Below are 17,380 nucleotides of genomic sequence, written 5' to 3'. Positions count from 1 at the left end.
GCGCCGGTCAGCTCGTCGGGTCCGCGGGGTGCGGGGCCACGAGCGGCAGCGAGGACGCCAGCCGCTGTGCGCAGAGCTCGGCCAGCCGGTCGTAGCCCGCCTCGCCCATGAGCTCCGTCAGCTCCGCCCGGTACGACACGTACACCGGCTCCCCGCCGCCGTGCGCGGAGGTCGCCGAGGTGCACCACCAGTGCAGGTCATGGCCGCCGGGGCCCCATCCGCGCCGGTCGTACTCGGCGATGGTGACCTGCAGCACACGCGTGTCGTCGGGCCGGTCGATCCAGGTGTACGACCTGCGGATCGGCAGCTGCCAGCAGACGTCCGGCTTGGTCTCCAGCGGCTCGCGGCCCTCCTTGAGCGCGAGGATGTGCAGCGCGCAGCCCGCGCCGCCCTTGAAGCCCGGCCGGTTCTGGAAGATGCACGAGCCCTCGTAGCGGCGGGTCTGGCGCTCGTCCTCCTCGTCGCCGGCCTGGATCCATCCCGTCTTGTGCCCCACGTCGTGGAACTGCCAGATGTCCGGGGTGAGCCGGGCCACATGGCGCCCCACGCGCTTCTCGTCGTCCTCATCCGAGAAGTGCGCGCCCAGCGTGCAGCAGCCGTCGCTCGCGCGCCCCGCCTGGATGCCCTGGCAGCCCTGGCCGAAAACGCAGGTCCAGCGCGAGGTCAGCCAGGTCAGATCGCAGCGGAAGACCTGCTCGTCGTCGGCGGGGTCGGGGAATTCGACCCAGGCGCGGGCGAAGTCCAGGTCGACCTCGTCATCGGCCGGGTCGAACGTGATGACCAGGTCATCCAGCTCGTCCTGGCCGTCCAGTCCGTTCAGACCGTCCTGGCCGTCCAGCTCGCTCAGGCCGTCCGTGGCCGTCTCGGCCTCGCCGGGCCGCCCGGCCGCCTCCGGCCGCCGCTTCCGGGCTTTGTCCTGCTTCGCCTTTTTCGTCTTTGCCACGGGCCAAGCGTATGCCCACGGCCAGCGTGTAAAGGCTCAGGCCCGTACCTGACCAGGCGATGTGGGCAGTAGCGTTCTGGCCATGAGACTCGGTGTCCTGGACGTGGGTTCGAACACGGTCCATCTGCTGGTGGTGGACGCGCACCCGGGAGCACGCCCGCTGCCCGCCCACTCGCACAAGGTGGAGCTACGCCTGGCGGAGCTGCTCGACGACGGTGGGGCCATAGGGGCCGAGGGCGTCGAGCGGCTGATCGCGGTGGTCAAGGAGGCGCTGCAGGCCGCCGAGGACAAGGGCGTCGAGGACGTGCTGCCCTTCGCCACCTCCGCCGTCCGGGAGGCGGCCAACGCCGAGGACGTGCTGTCCCGCGTCGCCGAGGAGACCGGGGTGCGGCTGCGCGTCCTGACCGGCGAGGAGGAGTCCCGGCTCACCTTCCTCGCGGCCCGCCGCTGGTACGGCTGGTCGGCCGGAAAGCTGCTGGTCCTGGACATCGGCGGCGGCTCGCTCGAGATCGCGTACGGGCTCGACGAGGAGCCGGACGCGGCCGTCTCGCTGCCCCTGGGCGCCGGCCGGCTGACGGCCGGCTGGCTGCCCGGCGACCCGCCCGCCCCGGAGGACGTACGGGCGCTGCGGCGGCACGTACGGGCGGCGATCGCGCGGATCGTCGGCGACTTCAGCCGCCACGGCACGCCCGACCACACCGTCGCCACCTCCAAGACCTTCAAACAGCTGGCCAGGATCGCGGGCGCGGCCCGCTCCGCCGAGGGGCTGTACGTACAGCGCCGGCTGACCCGCCAGGCGCTGGAGCAGTGGGTGCCGAAGCTGGCCGCCATGCCTGTCGAGAAGCGGGAGCAGCTGCCGGGCGTCTCCGACGGGCGGGCGCCGCAGCTGCTGGCGGGCGCGCTGGTCGCGGAGGCCACGATGGATCTGTTCGGGGTGGAGGAGCTGGAGATCTGCCCGTGGGCGCTGCGCGAGGGCGTCATTCTGCGCCGGCTGGATCACCTGCCGGGATGACGCCGTGACCTGCGCTGTGACCTGCACCGCTCGCGGCGTCCGGGGTGGCGCGGCGGGCGGTGGCGGTGTAGCCGTCCGGGGGAGCGCCGTACCCTGTCCCTCGTGACAGAGCCAGTGGTGCGCATCCCGGATGCGAAGGTCGCGCTGTCCACGGCCTCGGTCTATCCGGAGTCGACGGCGACGGCCTTCGAGATCGCCGCACGCCTGGGCTACGACGGTGTCGAGGTCATGGTGTGGACCGATCCGGTCAGCCAGGACATCGAGTCGCTGCGCCGGCTCTCCGACTACCACGAGGTGCCGATTCTCGCCGTGCACGCGCCATGCCTGCTGATCACTCAGCGGGTGTGGTCGACCGACCCGTGGGTGAAGCTGCAGCGCGCGAAGGCCGCCGCCGAGAAGCTCGGCGCCTCCACCGTCGTGGTCCATCCGCCCTTCCGATGGCAGCGCGCGTACGCCCGGGAGTTCGTGCGCGGAATCTGGCGGATGGCGGGCGAGACGGACGTGCGGTTCGCTGTCGAGAACATGTATCCGTGGCGCTACCGCGACCGGGAGATGCTCGCGTACGCGCCCGACTGGGACGTCACCCACGACGACTACCGCCACTTCACGATCGACCTCTCGCATACGGCGACCGCGCGTACGGACGCGCTGGGCATGGTGGACCGGATGGGCGACCGGCTGGCCCATCTCCACCTCGCCGACGGCATGGGCTCCAACAAGGACGAGCACCTGGTGCCGGGGCGTGGCACCCAGCCGTGTGCCGAGCTGCTGGAGCGGCTGGCCGCGACCGGATTCGACGGCAATGTGGTCGTCGAGGTCAACACCCGGCGGGCGATGTCCACGGCCGAGCGCGAGGCCGATCTGGCGGAGGCGCTGGCCTTCACCCGGCTCCACCTCGCCTCGGCGAACTCGGCGGTCCCGCCCAACGCGGGCCGCTCGTCCGATTCGGCCGCCTCGTCGGGCAGGGCGGTGCCCGGCTCGTGACCCCGGCCCTGCCCTCGCAGTCCCCCGCTCCGCGCCGCCGCGGCCGTCCGCCCCGTACCGACGGCGCCGCCGACGCCCCAGCGGCGCGTGACCGGATCCTGACCGCGGCGCGCAACGAGTTCGCCGAGCGCGGCTACGACAAGACCTCGATCCGCGGCATCGCGAAGGCGGCGGGGGTGGACCCGGCCCTGGTCCACCACTACTTCGGCACCAAGGACCAGATCTTCGGGGCGGCCGTCGAGCTGATCTTCGCGCCCACCATGGGCGCCCCGGACGCGGTGCACGGCGGCAGCCGGGAGGGGGCGGGCGAGCGGATGGCCCGTTTCATGTTCGGCGTCTGGGAGAACCCCGTCACCCGCCAGCCGCTGCTGGCCGTGATGCGCTCCGCGCTGACCAACGAGGCGGCGGCCGCGGTCCTGCGGGGAATGATCGAGCGCCGGCTGCTGCTGCGGATGGTGGTCGAGCTGGATGTGCCCGACCCGGAGTTCCGGGCGCAGCTGGCGGCCAGCCACATGATCGGGATCGCGATGCTGCGGTATGTGATCCGGATGGAGCCGATGGCCTCCGCGCCCGTGGAGGACATCGTCGCCCTGGTGGGGCCGACGCTCCAGCGCTATCTGGCCGAGGGCTGAACCGGCCGTACGCGGGCGGGGCCGTTGACGGCCGGGGCTGCCCGAGGGCTGAGCCACGCGTCTTGGGATCCGGACGCGCCGTCCGTATCCCGGATGGGAGGCGTAGGCTCAGAAGACTCAAGAACCCGTACCACCGGGACGACCCGGAAACGAGGGAGTGGAGCACCGTGCCCGAGCTGAGGTCCCGCACCGTCACCCATGGCCGCAACATGGCGGGCGCCCGAGCCCTTATGCAGGCCTCCGGCGTAGCGCGCGAGGACTTCGGCAAGCCGATCATCGCGGTGGCGAACAGCTTCACGGAGTTCGTGCCGGGCCACACCCACCTCCAGCCGGTCGGCCGGATCGTCAGCGAGGCGATCCACGCCGCGGGCGGCATCGCGCGCGAGTTCAACACGATCGCCGTGGACGACGGCATCGCCATGGGCCACGGCGGAATGCTCTACTCGCTGCCCTCCCGCGACCTGATCGCCGACTCGGTCGAGTACATGGTCGAGGCCCACTGCGCGGACGCGCTGATCTGCATCTCCAACTGCGACAAGATCACGCCCGGCATGCTGATGGCCGCGATGCGGCTGAACATCCCCACCGTCTTCGTCTCCGGCGGCCCCATGGAGTCGGGCCGGGCGACCCTGGTCGACGGCACCGTCCGCAAGCTCGACCTGATCACCGCGATCTCCGAGGCCGTCAACGACAACGTCTCCGACGAGGACATCGCCCGCATCGAGGACAACGCCTGTCCGACCTGCGGCTCCTGTTCCGGGATGTTCACCGCGAACTCGATGAACTGCCTCACCGAGGCGATCGGCCTCTCCCTCCCCGGCAACGGCTCGGTGCTGGCCACCCACACGGCCCGCAAGGCGCTGTACGAGACCGCCGGCCGCACCGTCGTGGAGATCACCAAGCGCTACTACGAGCAGGGCGACGAGACGGTCCTGCCGCGCGCCGTCGGCTCCCGCGCCGCCTTCGAGAACGCCATGGCCCTCGACATCGCCATGGGCGGCTCGACCAACACGATCCTGCACCTGCTGGCCGCCGCCCAGGAGGCCGGGCTCGACTTCGACATGAAGGACATCGACGGGCTCTCCCGCCGCCTGCCCTGCCTGGCGAAGGTCGCCCCGAACGTCGCCCCCGGCGGGGTCTACTACATGGAGGACGTCCACCGGGCCGGCGGCATCCCCGCCATCCTGGGCGAGCTGTACCGGGCCGGGCTGCTCAACGAGGACGTGCACACGGTCCACTCGCCCTCGCTCGCCGACTGGCTCAAGCAGTGGGACATCCGCGGCGGCTCCCCCTCCGCCGAGGCCGTGGAGCTCTTCCACGCCGCCCCCGGCTGTGTCCGCTCCGCGACCGCCTTCTCCCAGTCCGAGCGCTGGGACACCCTGGACACCGACGCCGAGAACGGCTGCATCCGCGACATCGAGCACGCCTACTCCAAGGAAGGCGGCCTGTCCGTCCTGTACGGCAACCTCGCCGAGGACGGCTGCGTGGTGAAGACTGCGGGCGTCGACGAGTCCATCTGGACCTTCGAGGGCCCGGCCGTGGTCTGCGAGTCCCAGGAAGAGGCCGTCGAGAAGATCCTCGGCAAGCAGGTCAAGGAGGGCGACGTCGTCGTCATCCGCTACGAGGGCCCCAAGGGCGGCCCCGGTATGCAGGAGATGCTCTACCCGACCTCCTTCCTCAAGGGCCGGGGCCTGGGCAAGGCCTGCGCGCTGATCACCGACGGCCGCTTCTCCGGCGGCACCTCCGGCCTGTCCATCGGCCACGCCTCGCCCGAGGCGGCCTCCGGCGGCACCATCGCCCTGGTCGAGGACGGCGACCGGATCCGCATCGACATCCCCTCCCGCACCCTCGAACTGCTGGTGAGCGAGGACGAGCTGGCCGCCCGGCGCGAGGCCCTGGGCGGCGTGTACGCGCCGAAGAACCGCGACCGCAAGGTGTCCGCCGCGCTGCGGGCGTACGCGGCGATGGCGACCAGCGCCGACAAGGGCGCGGTGCGGGACGTCAGCAGGCTCGGCTAGCCACCCCGCGCCCCGGCTGTTCGGCCGGGGCGGCCCCTCGGCCGCGGCGCAAGCGGTCCGGGGGCCGCCCCGGCCGCTCAGTCGTGATCTTCGGCGGGCGGGTGCCGATGTCGGTCCGCCACACCCGCTCGCCGTCCCCGGTCCGGTATGCCTCCAGCCGCTGCCGGCCGCCGCCGAGCCGGACCGCGGCGTGCGCCAATCCCTCGGACACCACGACGAGTTCGGCGGTCGGCCCGCCGACCGGATGGCGCCACACGGCGCGCACCTGGCCCTGGCCCTGGCCCTGGGCGCTGGGGCGTAAGGCGGCCATCGCCGCGATGACCGTCCCGGCCAGGGCGGCGGCCAGGCCGCTCACGACCAGCACCCGGCGCACCCGGCGCGCGCGGCGGCTCGCCGCCGGGGTGTCCGCAGCGGCGCCCTTCGCCGCTCCTCCCGCCGGCCCTTCCTCGCTGCCTTTCCCGGTTCCCTTCGCGGTTCCCTTCGCCGTACCGATGCCGGTGTAGTCCGCGGCGGGCAGCGCCCGCAGCCGCTCCAGCAGCCGGTCGATCGCCGGTGCGCCCCGCGCGCAGTGCCATCCGTCTTCTCCAGGTCGTGTCCGGCGTCTTCACCAGCCGGCCGGGTCCCCGTCCGCCACCCCGAAGACCGTGCCGTCCGGCGCCGACCCGTACACCTTGCCGTCCGCCGCCACTGGCGCGGGCACCAACTCCAGATAGCTCTTCTGGGCCTTGCCCGTACGCGGCGGGGTCTGCCCCAGCAACTCGCCCCCCGCCGCGTCCACGGCGAGCAGCCGCCCGTCCGCCGCCGAGAAGTACAGCCGGTCGCCCGCCGCCACCAGCGGCGACGCGTTGCCCACCGAGGTCTCCATCCGCCACCGCTGCGCCGTCGCCGGATCGGTACGGCGCGGGTCGACCGCCACCAGACCGCCGTCCGCACACAGCAGATAGACCAAGCCGCCGCGCACCGCCACGCTGGTCGCGGACACCGGTGCGGTCAGCGCGACGCGGTGTTCGGCGCGGCGCGCCGGGTCGTACCGGACGACGGTGGCGGTACGCGTCTGTGCGTCGGTCCCGGTGAGGTGGAGGACCCCGTCGGAATCGGCGCCGGCCGGGGTGAGATTGCCGGCGAACGACCGCTGCCAGCGGGTCGCGCCACGGGCCGTGTCGACCGCCGTGACCAGCGTGTGGGACCCGTCGGCCGACGTGGTCAGCGCGTAGGCGGTGCGGCCGTCGCCGTACGAGACGAACGCCGGGCGGGCGTGGCCGGGGAGGCGATGGCTCCAGCGCCGCCCGTTCGTGGTCCCGTTGACGGCGGTGACCACGCCGTCCGCCGCCACCAGCAGCACCGTGTCACCCGAGGGGTAGACCCGCCCCTCGTACGGGGCCACGTCGCGGCTCCACCGGGGGTGCCCCGTCTTCGGGTCGAGCGCCCGCAGCCGCGCCCCGTCCGGCGACACCACCTGGACCAGGCCGCCGGAGAGCACGGGGGCGGTCGGCGTGCCGTCGTCGGGGCGGCTCGCCGCGGCCGGGCGCCACCACAGCACCTTGCCGTCGGCCGGGTCGAGGCGGGCGGCCTCGATGCCGCGCCCGGCGCAGTACAGCGCGCCGCCTCCGTACGAGCAGAATGCCGCCCGGATGCCCTCGCCCTCGCCCTTCCCACCGGACCCGGCCGTGGGCAGCGTGCCCTTCCACGGGCGCCAGGCCGCCGCCTTCGCGGTGCCGACCGGCTGCCGGTGCGCCGAGCGCCGCCCGTCGCCGTCCCGCTGCAGCGCCCAGACCGTTCCCGCGCCGAGCATCACGACGGCCAGCACCCCGACCGTGACCCACCGCCGCGCCGTCCGGTGCCGCCGCGGCCCCGCCGCGGCCCCGCACTCCGCGCCGGCCGAGTCCGCCGAGTCCGCCGAGTCTGCCGGGTCCGCCGGGTCCGCCGCGCCCAGCGCGCCCGGCCTGACCCGGGTGTCCGCGTCCCGCCCGCCGTACGGGGGGTCGTCGGTGCGGCCTTCGCCGGCCGTGGGCACTGAGTCAACGGCCACGGCGTCCGGGGAGTCATCGGCCCCGGCGCCCGTAGCGGCCCCGGGGTCCGTAGCCGCCCCGGTGTCCGTCACGCCGCCGCCGTCGTCGTCATCGCCCCACAGCGGGCCGGTGCCGTGCCCGCGCTGGGCGGGTACGCGCGGAAGCGGGCCGCGCAGGGCCGGCGGATGGGGGCCGCTGATGGCGCGCAGGACCGTCATCAGCGCGTCGGGCGTGGGGCGTTCGGCGGGGTCCTTGGCCAGGCAGCGCTGCACGAGCGGCAGCAGCTCGCGCGGCACGCCCGCCAGATCCGCCTCGTCGTGCACGACCTGGTACGCCACGATGTACGGGCTCTCGGACTCGAAGGGCCCGCGTCCGGTCGCCGCGTGCACCAGCACCGACCCCAGCGCGAACACATCCGCCGCGGGCCCCACATGGCGCGGCCGCTGGAACTGCTCGGGCGCCATGAACGGCGGCGTGCCGATCAGCTTCCCCGTCTCCGTGCGCAGCTCGCTGTCGGACGGCCGCGAGATGCCGAAGTCGATGACCTTCGGCCCGTCCGCGGCGAGCAGCACATTGCTCGGCTTCAGATCGCGGTGCACCACGCCCGCGCGGTGGATGTCGCGCAGCGCCTCGGCGAGTCCGGCGGCCAGCCGCACCATGTCCCCGGTCGGCAGCGGGCCGTTCCGCTTGACGTGTTCGGCGAGGGTGGGGCCGGGGATGTAGAGGGTGGCCATCCAGGGCCGCTCGCCGTCCGGGGCGGCGTCCACGACGGGCGCGGTGAACGCCCCGCTGACCCGCCGGGCGGCCGCCACCTCCTGCCGGAACCGCGCCCGGAACTCGGGGTCTTCGGCCAACTCCGCGTGGACGACCTTCACCGCGAGGCGCCGGCCCGAGGCCGAGCGCGCCAGGTGCACCACGCCCATGCCGCCGGAGCCGAGGCGCGCCTCGAGCCGGTACTGACCGGCGTACTCCGGGTCCTCCGCTTCCGGGCCTGTCCCGGCTCTGCGCACCGGCGGCATTCCCCACCCCCGTGAATTCGGCCGCAGTCGCGACTCGGCGAGCCTAGTCGATGACACGTGCGAGCCCTGTTAGCCTCCGCTGGTCGTGTCACGTAACGCGACATGTGCACAAGATGTGCACAACATCGGAATGAAGTTCGACGGGGGAGGGCCGATGGCCATGGAAGAGACAGTGGGGACGACCGACGCCGACACGGCTGTTGAGGCGGGGGCGGTCGCGGCAGGAACGGTCGAGGTGGGGACGGTCGAGGCGACGACGGTCACCTATCCGATCGCGCCCGGCTACCAGGTGAACGTCCGCAGCGGACCCAGCACGACCAGCAAGCTGATCAAGGTGCTGCCGTACAACACCCGCGTCCCGATCCGCTGTCAGCGCCGCGGGCAGAAGGTCTCGGGCCCGTACGGCACGACGGACATCTGGGACAGCATCGCGCCGGGGCAGTACGTCTCCGACGCGTATGTGAAGACCGGCAGCGACGGGTTCGTCACCGTCATCTGCGGCGGCTGACCGGACACGGCTGAGCCCACTGGTCCGGCCGCGCCGACTGGTCCGGCCGGACCGGGGACATCAGGGCTTCGCGAGGGGGTGCGCCGAGGGCTTCGCGGGCTTGGCGTCCGGGTGGCGCGGATCGACCGAGAAGAGCGTCGCGTCGCTCGCCAGGGCCACGATCGAGCCGCCCACCCGCAGCACCTGCGACGACTCCGGGCCGCCGCCCGAGCCGCTGTAGCCGCTGCGCGGCGCGGACTGCCACAGCTCCTCGCCCGTCCGCAGGTTCAGCGCCAGTAGCCGCCCGCTGCCGCTGCACAGGTACACCGTGTCCTCGGCGGCCGAGACGCTCGGCGTGCCCAGCCGCTCCACCGTCGTCTGCCGGCTCCAGAGCTGTTTGCCGCCGTCCACGTCCACCGCGGTGATCCGGCCGCTCTCCTGGACGAAGAAGAGCCGGCCGTCGACCAGCGCCCCCGTGCCCTGCGCGTACTTCGGGAGCGGGACCCGCCGCTGCTCACCGGTGCGGATGTTCAGGCGGAGGAGGTAGGGGTACGGGCCGTCGCCGGCCTCGGTCAGCATCGGGAGGATCAGCAGGTCGTCGCCGTCGAGCCCGAGACCGTCCTCGGTGTCCTTCAGCCGGGCCAGCTTGGTGGCGGAGCCATCGCGCTTGTCGAACCGCACGATGGTCGACCACAGGACTTCCTCCTCGTTGCTGTCCCAGCACAGGCCGAACGGCACGCCCCCGTACGCGACGGGCGAGCACTCCTGCCCCTTGGGTATCCGGTACGTCCACCGGATCTCGCCGGTCGCCCCGTCCCGGGTGACCAGGGACCGGTCGTCGGGGGCGCTGGAGATGACCATGTCGTCGAAGAGGGCCGAGTCGAGGCCCGAGCTGATCGGCTCGGCCCACTTCTTGTCGCCGGAGTCCGCGTCCAGGGCGACCAGCTCGCCGGTCGTGTCCGACGGGGTGTCCTGGACGAAGACCAGCCCGCCGTGCACCCCGACCGGTTCCGAATCGGACACCCCGATGTCGCGCTTGACCAGCGCGGCGGCGGTCCAGTCGACGTGTCCCGTCAGGGCGTCCACGCGGACCGTCGGGAAGCCGTCGCCTCCGCAGTAGAGCTTGGTGTCCTGCCGTGTGCAGTGCGGGGTCACATCGCCGTTGATGTCCACCAGCTCGCCTGCCGCGCCCGAGCCCTTGGTGGCCCCGGTGAGCGACACCTGCCACGGCCGCCAGCCCTCAGGGAGCGGGATCGCCCGTGGCGTGTCGGTCGGGGGGCCGCTCGTACGCACCCCGTCGCCGTCGTCGTCGCCGGGCGAGTACAGCGCGAAGGCGCCGCCGCCCAGGGCCAGCGCCGCGACGGCGACCACGGCGGCGAGCACGGGGCGGCGCCGCCGTCCCCCGCCCCAGGTCGGCCAAGTGCCCTGATCCGCGTCCGGCTTCCCGTCCCCGGCCCGGCCCTGCCGCTTCCCCTCGCCCTTCCCCTTGCTCTTCCCCTCGCCCTTCCCTTTGTCTTCGCCCGAACCACTGACCGAACCGCCGCGTGAGCCGTTGCCCGAACTCCCGCCCGAACGCCCCTTTGACCCGTCCCCTTCCGCGCGAACGGCGCCCTTGGCCGGCAGTTCGTCCAGCAGCCGCACCAGCTCGGCGATGCCGGGCCGGTCGTCCGCTGCCTTGGCCAGGCAGCGCTCGACGATGCCGCGCAACGGCTGTGCGACCTCGTTCAGCGCGGGCGGCTCGTGCACCACCTGGTACGCGGTCAGATACGGGCTCTCGCCGTCGAAGGGCCCCTTGCCCGTCACCGCGTACACCAGCAGCGCGCCGAGCGAGAAGATGTCCGAGGCCCCGGTCACCTCACGGGGTCTGCTCAGCTGCTCGGGCGACATGAAGGGGGGTGTCCCCATGACGCGGCCGGTCACCGTCAGCGCCTGGTTGTCCGCCGCCCGGGAGATGCCGAAGTCGATGACGCGCGGACCGTCGTCCGCCATCAGCACATTGGCGGGCTTGAGATCGCGGTGGACCACGCCCACCCGGTGGATGTCGTGCAGCGCCTCGGCCAGGCCGAGCGCCAGCTGCCGCAGCTCGGCCGCGTTCAGCGGGCCGTGCTGGGTCAGCCGCTCGGAGAGCGTCGGCCCCGGCACGTACAGGGTCGCCATCCAGGGGCGCTCGGCGTCCGGATCGGCGTCCACGACGGGTGCGGTGTACGCGCCGCTGACCCGCCGGGCCGCCGCGACCTCCTGCCGGAAGCGGGTCCGGAACTCCTCGTCCTCGGCGAACTGCGCGTGCACCACCTTGACCGCGACCTGTCGGCCCGACGCCGAACGCGCCAGATAGACGACGCCCATGCCGCCGGATCCGAGCCGGTCCAGCAGCCGGTAGTCGCCCATGGTCTTCGGATCACCGGCGCTCAGCGGCACCGCAACCCCTCCCCGAGTGCCCGTAGGCATGTGCGTGTACGTAGCTGTGAAGCTGCCTCAGCCTAAAGGGCGGGTCGAAGGGGCGGCAGACCGATCCCGGGCACGAACGGCCTCGGAAAGGCCTCGACAGGGCATCGGAACCGCATCGGGGGAGCATCGGGGGGAACCCTGAGAAGTCCCTGACCCTCCCCCAACTACCCCCGGAATTGGACCGGTTCGCTTTGACGCGCGCCACGGCGGCTGCCAGCGTGATGGTCAGGAACCTCTCAAGGAGACAGCCGAATGAACGGCGAAGCCGCAGGAGTGGTCGGCGCAGGCGGAACCTTCCTGCTCCTGATCGTGGTCGTCTGGCAGATTGCCGTCACATGGCGGGCCCGGATGCTGAGCGCGCGCGAGGAGCAGTACAAGCAGCTGGCGATGAAGTACGCCAAGTTGATGGAGGACAACCTGGAGTTGCACCGCCGCAGCCTCGACGAACTGACGCAGGCCCGGCTCTCCATCGAGGCGCTGGAGAAGCGGACTCACGCGATCGAGTGACCGGGGGACGAGGGCCACGCGGTGCGGGTCCCCGGCGTCCGAGACGCCGGGGACCCGCATGCGTTGGTGTCCCCCCGTTGCGACAGTGGCGCGTGACTAGGCCAGAGCCCGCTCGTCGGCGGCCTCGGCATCCTCGGCGGCGTCAGCGCTGCCCGCGCCCTTCGCCCCCTTCGCGCCCTTCGCCCCCTCCGCGCCCTCCGCGCCCGAGGCGTCGGTCGCAGGGGAGCCCGCCTCGGTGCCCCGGCTGACCACCGCGTTGTGCCGCTCGGCCCATGTGGCCAGCGCCATCTCGCACGCGTGGTCGACATGCCGCAGCCCGCTCAGATCCAGCCGCACCTCGCGCTCGCGAGGCAGCGCCTCCAGCTCGTCGAGCAGCTTGGGCAGCCGCAGGAAGGTGGCGTTGCCCAGCACCTGAACGCGGACGGGGCGGTCCTCCGGCGCGTCCTTCAGCCCGGTCACCTCGACATGCACATGCGAGGTCTCCCAGGCCGACTTGGCGACCGCCATCAGCAGACCGATGATCACGCCCTCGAACATGTTGGTGATCACGATCGCGCCCGCGGTCACCACCAGCACCACCGCCTCGCCGCGGTGCGCACGCCACAGCGGGACCAGGTCCTTGGTCGGAATCAGCTTCCAGCCCGCGTGCACCAGCACACCGGCCAGCGCCGCCACCGGGATGACGCCCAGCGCCGAGGGGAACAGCACCGCGAAGACCAGCAGCCACACACCGTGCAGCACCCGCGAGGCCTTCGTCCTGGCGCCCGCCTGCACATTGGCGGCGCTCCGTACGATCACCGCGGTCATCGGCAGGGCGCCCAGCGCGCCGCACACCGCGTTGCCCGCGCCCTGCGCGATGAGCTCCTTGTCGTAGTTCGTCCGCGGGCCGTCGTGCAGCCGGTCCACGGCCGCCGCCGAGAACAGGCTCTCGGCCGAGGCGATCAGCGTGAAGGCGAGTACGGTCCCGAGCACGCCGATCTCCGCGAGCTGCGCGAACTCGCTGCTCCCGGGCGGCTGCACGGCATCCAGCAGGCCCTGCACCTCGACCCGTGCGACCGGCAGGTCCATCCCCACCGTGGCCAGGGTGGCGAGCGCGACCGCCGCCAGCGGGGCGGGCAGTACCTGCGCCCCCCGCTTCCAGAGCGGCCACAGCACCAGCACCGCGATCGTGCCCGCGCCCACGGCCACCGCCTTGAGCGCGGTGCCCGACCCGGCCACATCGGCCACCAGCCCGGGCAGCCCGCCCAGCTTGCCCAGGCCGCTGCTCGGCGCCTTGGCGTCGGCGAGCGCGTACAGCTGTCCGGCGATCAGTACGAGGCCGATGCCCGCGAGCATGCCCTGGACGACCGCGACGGAGATCGCGCGGAACCAGCGCCCCAGGCGCAGCACGCCCATCGCCAGCTGGAGCAGCCCGGACACGAGGACCAGGACGCCGAGGGCCGCGAGGCCGTATTCCTCCACCGCCTCGTACACGAGCACGGTCAGACCGGCCGCCGGCCCGCTGACCTGCAGACTGCTGCCCGGCAGAAGGCCGGTGACCAGGCCGCCGACGATGCCGGTGATCAGGCCGAGCTCGGCCGGGACCCCCGAGGCGACCGCCACGCCCACGCACAGGGGCACGGCGACGAGGAAGACGACGAGAGATGCGGTGAAGTCGGCGCGGAAGGTGCCGGCACCGGCGGGCGAGCCGTCGGCGCCGCCCGCCCCGCGGAAACGGTTGAGGAGAGTCTTCTGCAATGGCATGAGGGTTGCCTCCAGTGCGCGCCGGCACCGGCACGAGGGCAGGCGCGGGCGCGACGTACGCTGCGTCAGTCGGGATCGATGGAATCGGTCGCTAGCTGATGAGTTCGCTGGCTGATGAGCTGCTGTTGCGCTGCTGATGAGCCGTGAGAGAGCGTGTTCGATCGCCGCGGCGGTGGTTCACCGCCCGCGGTGGGACTGGCGCCTCTCAGCAGCGGAAGATCTGGAGGGAGACCGGCAGCTCGCCGGATCTCGACACGGGGACGGCCTGCCGTCCCGTGAGAGGTGCGACGGCCGTGGTGCGCGGCTCCAGCCGCCCGGCGTCGCAACCGCACACACATCCGGGTTTGCCGGTGGGGGTGGGTGCGGTGAGGGGTGCCCGGGCCCCACGGAGCCCCTGGCAGTCGTCGGCCCCGGCGTCGTCATGCGAGGACGCGGTGACCTTGACGGCAGGACGGGACTCGGCCACGGATACGGTGGCCATCCGCTCGGGGTGGGTGACCTGCGCAGATGCGCAGTCGGCGGCGATGAAGAGGGCGAGCAGCACGGACACCGCGGCGAACAGCACACGGCCGGCATGCCGGATGGTCCTCACCATCGCCCCCCCTCTGATCACGAGTTGGACACCGAACTCCATTATGTCCAAAGGGTTGTGACCCTTTGCAAGTCGCTATGTAACCGAACTGTGAACGCGGAGTCATCTAACAGGAGCGACCAGCTCCGATTGCCCCGGCGGGCGCCCGCGCGGACGCGCCCCCTCGACGCGCCGGCCCCCGTACCGCCACCTGGACGCCTTACACACCTACCCCGTCCCCGGTGCGAGGATGGCTCCGTACGTCCAACCGCTGCCCACGGCGCTGCACAACAGCTCCGCACAGCGACACAGCAATCCACGAGGTGAGGCCGCACCATGACGGACAAGGTGACGGAAAAGGTCACGGAAAGGGGCACGGAGAGGGCCACGGAGAAGATCGCCGTGCTCGGTACGGGCAAGATCGGCGAAGCCCTCCTCAGCGGAATGATCCGCAGTGGCTGGGCCCCGTCCGACCTGCTGGTCACGGCCCGCCGCCCGGAGCGCGCCGCGGAGCTCCGGACCCGCCACGGCGTCGAGGCCGTCTCCAACGCCGAGGCCGCCAAGATCGCCGATACCCTCATCCTCACCGTCAAGCCCCAGGACATGGGCGCCCTGCTCGACGAGCTCGCCCCGCACGTCCCCGCCGACCGGCTGGTGATCTCCGGCGCGGCGGGCATCCCGACCGCCTTCTTCGAGTCGCGTCTGGCCCCCGGCACCCCGGTCATCCGGGTCATGACCAACACCCCCGCCCTGGTCGACGAGGCCATGTCGGTCATCTCGGCCGGCAGCCACGCCACCGAGGAGCACCTGGCACACGCGGAGGCGATCTTCGGCGGTGTCGGCAAGACCCTGCGCGTCCCCGAGACCCAGCAGGACGCCGCGACCGCGCTCTCCGGCTCCGGCCCCGCCTACTTCTACTTCCTCGTCGAGGCGATGACCGACGCGGGCATCCTGCTGGGCCTGCCCCGCGACAAGGCCCACGACCTGATCGTCCAGGCGGCGATCGGCGCGGCCGTGATGCTCCGCGACAGCGGAGAGCACCCGGTCAAGCTGCGCGAGGCGGTGACCTCACCGGCCGGCACCACGATCAGCGCCATCCGCGAGCTGGAGAGCCACGGCGTGCGCGCCGCGCTGATCGCGGCCCTGGAGGCGGCCCGCGACCGCAGCCGCGAACTCGCCTCCGGCACCGGCTGACGGGCGAGCTCGCGGCGAGGCGCGCCGGAGTGCCGCGGGACGGGGACGGGCAGGGCGAGGAGCTGCGGACGGGAACGGGGACGGGCGAGGAACTGCGGGACGGGAACGCGGACGGGCGGGGCGAGGACGGGCCGGGCGGCCGGACTCAGCGGGCCGGCAACAGCCCCACCGCCTCGTACGCGGCGTCCACCCGCGGCCGCGCCAGCCCCCGCGCCCGCTCCGCCCCGGCCCGCAGCACCCCGTCCACATAGGAGGGGTCGGCGCACAGCTCGGCGTGCCGGGTCCGGATCGGCCGCAACGTATCCACCACCGCCTCGGCCGTGTCCTTCTTCAGCGCCCCGTACGAGGAGTACTCACCGGCCAGCTCCTCCGGCGCCCGGCCGTCCGTGCACGCCGCCAGGATCTCCAGCAGATTGGCCACCCCGGGCTGCGCCTCCCGGTCGTACGCGACCTCGCTCCCGCTGTCCGTCACCGCCCGCATCACCTTCCTGCGGACCACGTCCTCCTCGTCGAGGAGATAGACGATGCCCGCCGCCTCGGCGTGCGACTTGCCCATCTTCGAGGTCGGGTCCTGCAGGTCCATGACGCGGGCGGCGACCGCCGGACGCGTCAACCGGGGCACGGTGAAGACCGGCCCGTACCGCTGGTTGAACCGCTGGGCCAGCGTCCGGGCCAGCTCCACGTGCTGCGCCTGGTCGTCCCCGACCGGCACCTCGTCCGTGGCGTACGCGAGGATGTCCGCGGCCATCAGCGCGGGATAGGTGAGCAGCGACAGCCGCACGCTGCTCCCGCGCGCCTGCTCCCGCACGACCTTCTCCTTGTACTGGATCATCCGCCGCATCTCGCCGTCCGTGGCCGTGCACTCCATCAGGTACGACAGGCGTGCGTGCTCGTCCACATGGCTCTGCACGAACACCGTGCACAGATCCGGGTCGAGCCCGCAGGCCAGGAACAGCGTGGCCGCCTGCCGGCTGAGTCTCCGCACCCGGGCCGGATCGTGCTCCACGGTGAGGGCATGCAGATCGACGACGCAGAAGAGGGCGTCGGCGTGGTGCTGGTCCTCCTGGACCCACCGCCGTAGGGCCCCGAGGTAGTTCCCGAGGGTCAGATGGCCCGTGGGCTTGACCCCGCTGAAGATCCGCGTCTGTGCGTGTGGCGCTGGCTGTGACATCTCTGTGCCCTCTCCCGGCGTAGTCGGGACCGCCGCGGACCGGACGGACCGGCTTGTGCGAGGGGGAGACGCACGAACGGCCGCCGGAGCGGCGGCCGTGTGGATGCGATGCGCGATGGTCGGCCGCCGGTCAGGCGGGCCACCACTGGTGAGTACGCAGCGCATGGTGAGTCATGGCCCCAGAGCGTACGCCCTCCCGACGCGCACGACGACGTGGTTGATGGCCTCCGAAGCGTCGTGTACAGTTCTTCGGGTTGTCACGGAGCCGTAGCGGTTCTGCGGCAGCCACTCGCGCCATTCGGCGCACACCACTACTGCACGGCCCCTCATCGGGACCAATTTCGGCGTGCCCGGAATTCGGCCCGGAGGCTCGATTATGAGCCTCGGAGGAAATCCGCTAACGTAGTGGACACGCCGGAAGGCGCGAAAAACCCCGCTCCAACAGGGGGCCGGAAACGGAATTCGGACCGGGAACGGACCGGAAAACGGATCTGGTAAGGTTGGAAACACCGAAGGGAAGCGCCCGGAGAAACCGGTGAAACGGTTACGAAGGAAGCGTCCGTTCCTTGAGAACTCAACAGCGTGCCAAAAGTCAACGCCAGATATGTTGATACCCCGTACGATCGGCCGGTCTAAATTCGG

14 protein-coding genes are annotated in these 17,380 nt (G+C 72.4%); 7 read left to right on the top strand and 7 right to left on the bottom strand.

Annotated elements, in window-relative coordinates; translation table 11 throughout:
• Window positions 1-7 precede the first annotated feature (7 nt).
• The gene (locus tag ACFZDL_RS29805; RefSeq protein WP_391193005.1) at window positions 8-811 is read right to left on the bottom strand and encodes a hypothetical protein; all 804 of its coding nucleotides are present in this window, start codon (window positions 809-811) and stop codon (window positions 8-10) included.
• A 214-nt stretch (window positions 812-1,025) separates the two neighbouring features.
• Between ACFZDL_RS29805 and ACFZDL_RS29800 the strand changes: the two genes are divergently transcribed.
• The 4 genes from ACFZDL_RS29800 to ilvD all read left to right on the top strand — a co-directional run bounded on the left by ACFZDL_RS29800 (window position 1,026) and on the right by ilvD (window position 5,589).
• Window positions 1,026-1,955 (top strand): Ppx/GppA phosphatase family protein, encoded by a 930-nt coding sequence (locus ACFZDL_RS29800; RefSeq protein ID WP_353596679.1) that lies wholly within the window; start codon window positions 1,026-1,028, stop codon window positions 1,953-1,955.
• A gap of 114 nt (window positions 1,956-2,069) precedes the next feature.
• A complete protein-coding gene (locus ACFZDL_RS29795) occupies window positions 2,070-2,939 on the top strand; it encodes a TIM barrel protein (RefSeq protein WP_391193003.1) in 870 nt (289 codons plus the stop codon).
• Window positions 2,936-3,571, top strand: a complete 636-nt coding sequence (locus ACFZDL_RS29790; protein ID WP_353596681.1) for a TetR family transcriptional regulator — start codon at window positions 2,936-2,938, stop codon at window positions 3,569-3,571. Before ACFZDL_RS29795 ends, ACFZDL_RS29790 begins: the two co-directional genes overlap by 4 nt.
• Window positions 3,572-3,738: 167 nt before the next feature.
• Window positions 3,739-5,589 carry a dihydroxy-acid dehydratase gene (gene ilvD / locus ACFZDL_RS29785; protein ID WP_353596682.1) on the top strand — a complete coding sequence of 617 codons (1,851 nt, stop codon included), beginning with the start codon at window positions 3,739-3,741 and terminating at the stop codon, window positions 5,587-5,589.
• On the opposite strand, the gene ACFZDL_RS29780 is transcribed toward ilvD, so the two are convergent.
• Both ACFZDL_RS29780 and ACFZDL_RS29775 read right to left on the bottom strand, forming a co-directional pair.
• Window positions 5,573-5,953, bottom strand: a complete 381-nt coding sequence (locus ACFZDL_RS29780) for a hypothetical protein (RefSeq protein ID WP_353596683.1) — start codon at window positions 5,951-5,953, stop codon at window positions 5,573-5,575. The two genes, ilvD and ACFZDL_RS29780, sit on opposite strands and share 17 nt — an antisense overlap.
• Before the next feature lie 240 nt (window positions 5,954-6,193).
• Window positions 6,194-8,617, bottom strand: coding sequence for a serine/threonine-protein kinase (locus ACFZDL_RS29775; RefSeq protein WP_353596684.1), 2,424 nt, complete (start codon window positions 8,615-8,617; stop codon window positions 6,194-6,196).
• Between the two features lie 154 nt (window positions 8,618-8,771).
• Here ACFZDL_RS29775 and ACFZDL_RS29770 point away from each other — a divergent pair, with 154 nt between their 5' ends.
• Window positions 8,772-9,125 carry an SH3 domain-containing protein gene (locus ACFZDL_RS29770; protein ID WP_353596685.1) on the top strand — a complete coding sequence of 118 codons (354 nt, stop codon included), beginning with the start codon at window positions 8,772-8,774 and terminating at the stop codon, window positions 9,123-9,125.
• A 60-nt stretch (window positions 9,126-9,185) separates the two neighbouring features.
• Here the strand turns inward: ACFZDL_RS29770 and ACFZDL_RS29765 are convergent, their stop codons facing one another.
• A complete protein-coding gene (locus tag ACFZDL_RS29765) occupies window positions 9,186-11,522 on the bottom strand; it encodes a PQQ-binding-like beta-propeller repeat protein (RefSeq protein ID WP_353596686.1) in 2,337 nt (778 codons plus the stop codon).
• A 282-nt stretch (window positions 11,523-11,804) separates the two neighbouring features.
• On the opposite strand from ACFZDL_RS29765, the gene ACFZDL_RS29760 reads away from it, so the two are divergent.
• Window positions 11,805-12,059 (top strand): hypothetical protein, encoded by a 255-nt coding sequence (locus ACFZDL_RS29760; RefSeq protein ID WP_353596687.1) that lies wholly within the window; start codon window positions 11,805-11,807, stop codon window positions 12,057-12,059.
• A gap of 96 nt (window positions 12,060-12,155) precedes the next feature.
• Here the strand turns inward: ACFZDL_RS29760 and ACFZDL_RS29755 are convergent, their stop codons facing one another.
• Complete coding sequence (locus ACFZDL_RS29755; RefSeq protein WP_353596688.1) at window positions 12,156-13,802, bottom strand: SulP family inorganic anion transporter; 1,647 nt, start codon at window positions 13,800-13,802, stop codon at window positions 12,156-12,158.
• 205 nt (window positions 13,803-14,007) lie between these two features.
• The gene (locus ACFZDL_RS29750) at window positions 14,008-14,397 is read right to left on the bottom strand and encodes a hypothetical protein (protein ID WP_353596689.1); all 390 of its coding nucleotides are present in this window, start codon (window positions 14,395-14,397) and stop codon (window positions 14,008-14,010) included.
• 312 nt (window positions 14,398-14,709) lie between these two features.
• Here ACFZDL_RS29750 and proC point away from each other — a divergent pair, with 312 nt between their 5' ends.
• The gene (proC, locus tag ACFZDL_RS29745) at window positions 14,710-15,567 is read left to right on the top strand and encodes a pyrroline-5-carboxylate reductase (protein ID WP_353596690.1); all 858 of its coding nucleotides are present in this window, start codon (window positions 14,710-14,712) and stop codon (window positions 15,565-15,567) included.
• A gap of 145 nt (window positions 15,568-15,712) precedes the next feature.
• Here proC and trpS read toward each other — a convergent pair whose 3' ends face one another.
• Window positions 15,713-16,738, bottom strand: a complete 1,026-nt coding sequence (gene trpS / locus ACFZDL_RS29740) for a tryptophan--tRNA ligase (RefSeq protein ID WP_353596691.1) — start codon at window positions 16,736-16,738, stop codon at window positions 15,713-15,715.
• Window positions 16,739-17,380 lie beyond the last annotated feature (642 nt).

Source organism: Streptomyces sp. NPDC007917, from assembly GCF_042959105.1.
Taxonomy (GTDB): Bacteria; Actinomycetota; Actinomycetes; order Streptomycetales; family Streptomycetaceae; genus Streptomyces.
This window is presented reverse-complemented; position numbering and strand designations above follow the sequence as displayed.

Excerpts from the sequence above, each read along its gene's own strand:
- ACFZDL_RS29800 (WP_353596679.1), top strand. The coding sequence starts at position 1,026 with ATGAGACTCGGTGTCCTGGACGTGGGTTCGAACACGGTCCATCTGCTG.
- ACFZDL_RS29775 (WP_353596684.1), bottom strand. The coding sequence starts at position 8,617 with ATGCCGCCGGTGCGCAGAGCCGGGACAGGCCCGGAAGCGGAGGACCCG.
- ACFZDL_RS29770 (WP_353596685.1), top strand. The coding sequence starts at position 8,772 with ATGGCCATGGAAGAGACAGTGGGGACGACCGACGCCGACACGGCTGTT.
- ACFZDL_RS29760 (WP_353596687.1), top strand. The coding sequence starts at position 11,805 with ATGAACGGCGAAGCCGCAGGAGTGGTCGGCGCAGGCGGAACCTTCCTG.
- ACFZDL_RS29755 (WP_353596688.1), bottom strand. The coding sequence starts at position 13,802 with ATGCCATTGCAGAAGACTCTCCTCAACCGTTTCCGCGGGGCGGGCGGC.
- ACFZDL_RS29750 (WP_353596689.1), bottom strand. The coding sequence starts at position 14,397 with ATGGTGAGGACCATCCGGCATGCCGGCCGTGTGCTGTTCGCCGCGGTG.
- proC (WP_353596690.1), top strand. The coding sequence starts at position 14,710 with ATGACGGACAAGGTGACGGAAAAGGTCACGGAAAGGGGCACGGAGAGG.
- trpS (WP_353596691.1), bottom strand. The coding sequence starts at position 16,738 with ATGTCACAGCCAGCGCCACACGCACAGACGCGGATCTTCAGCGGGGTC.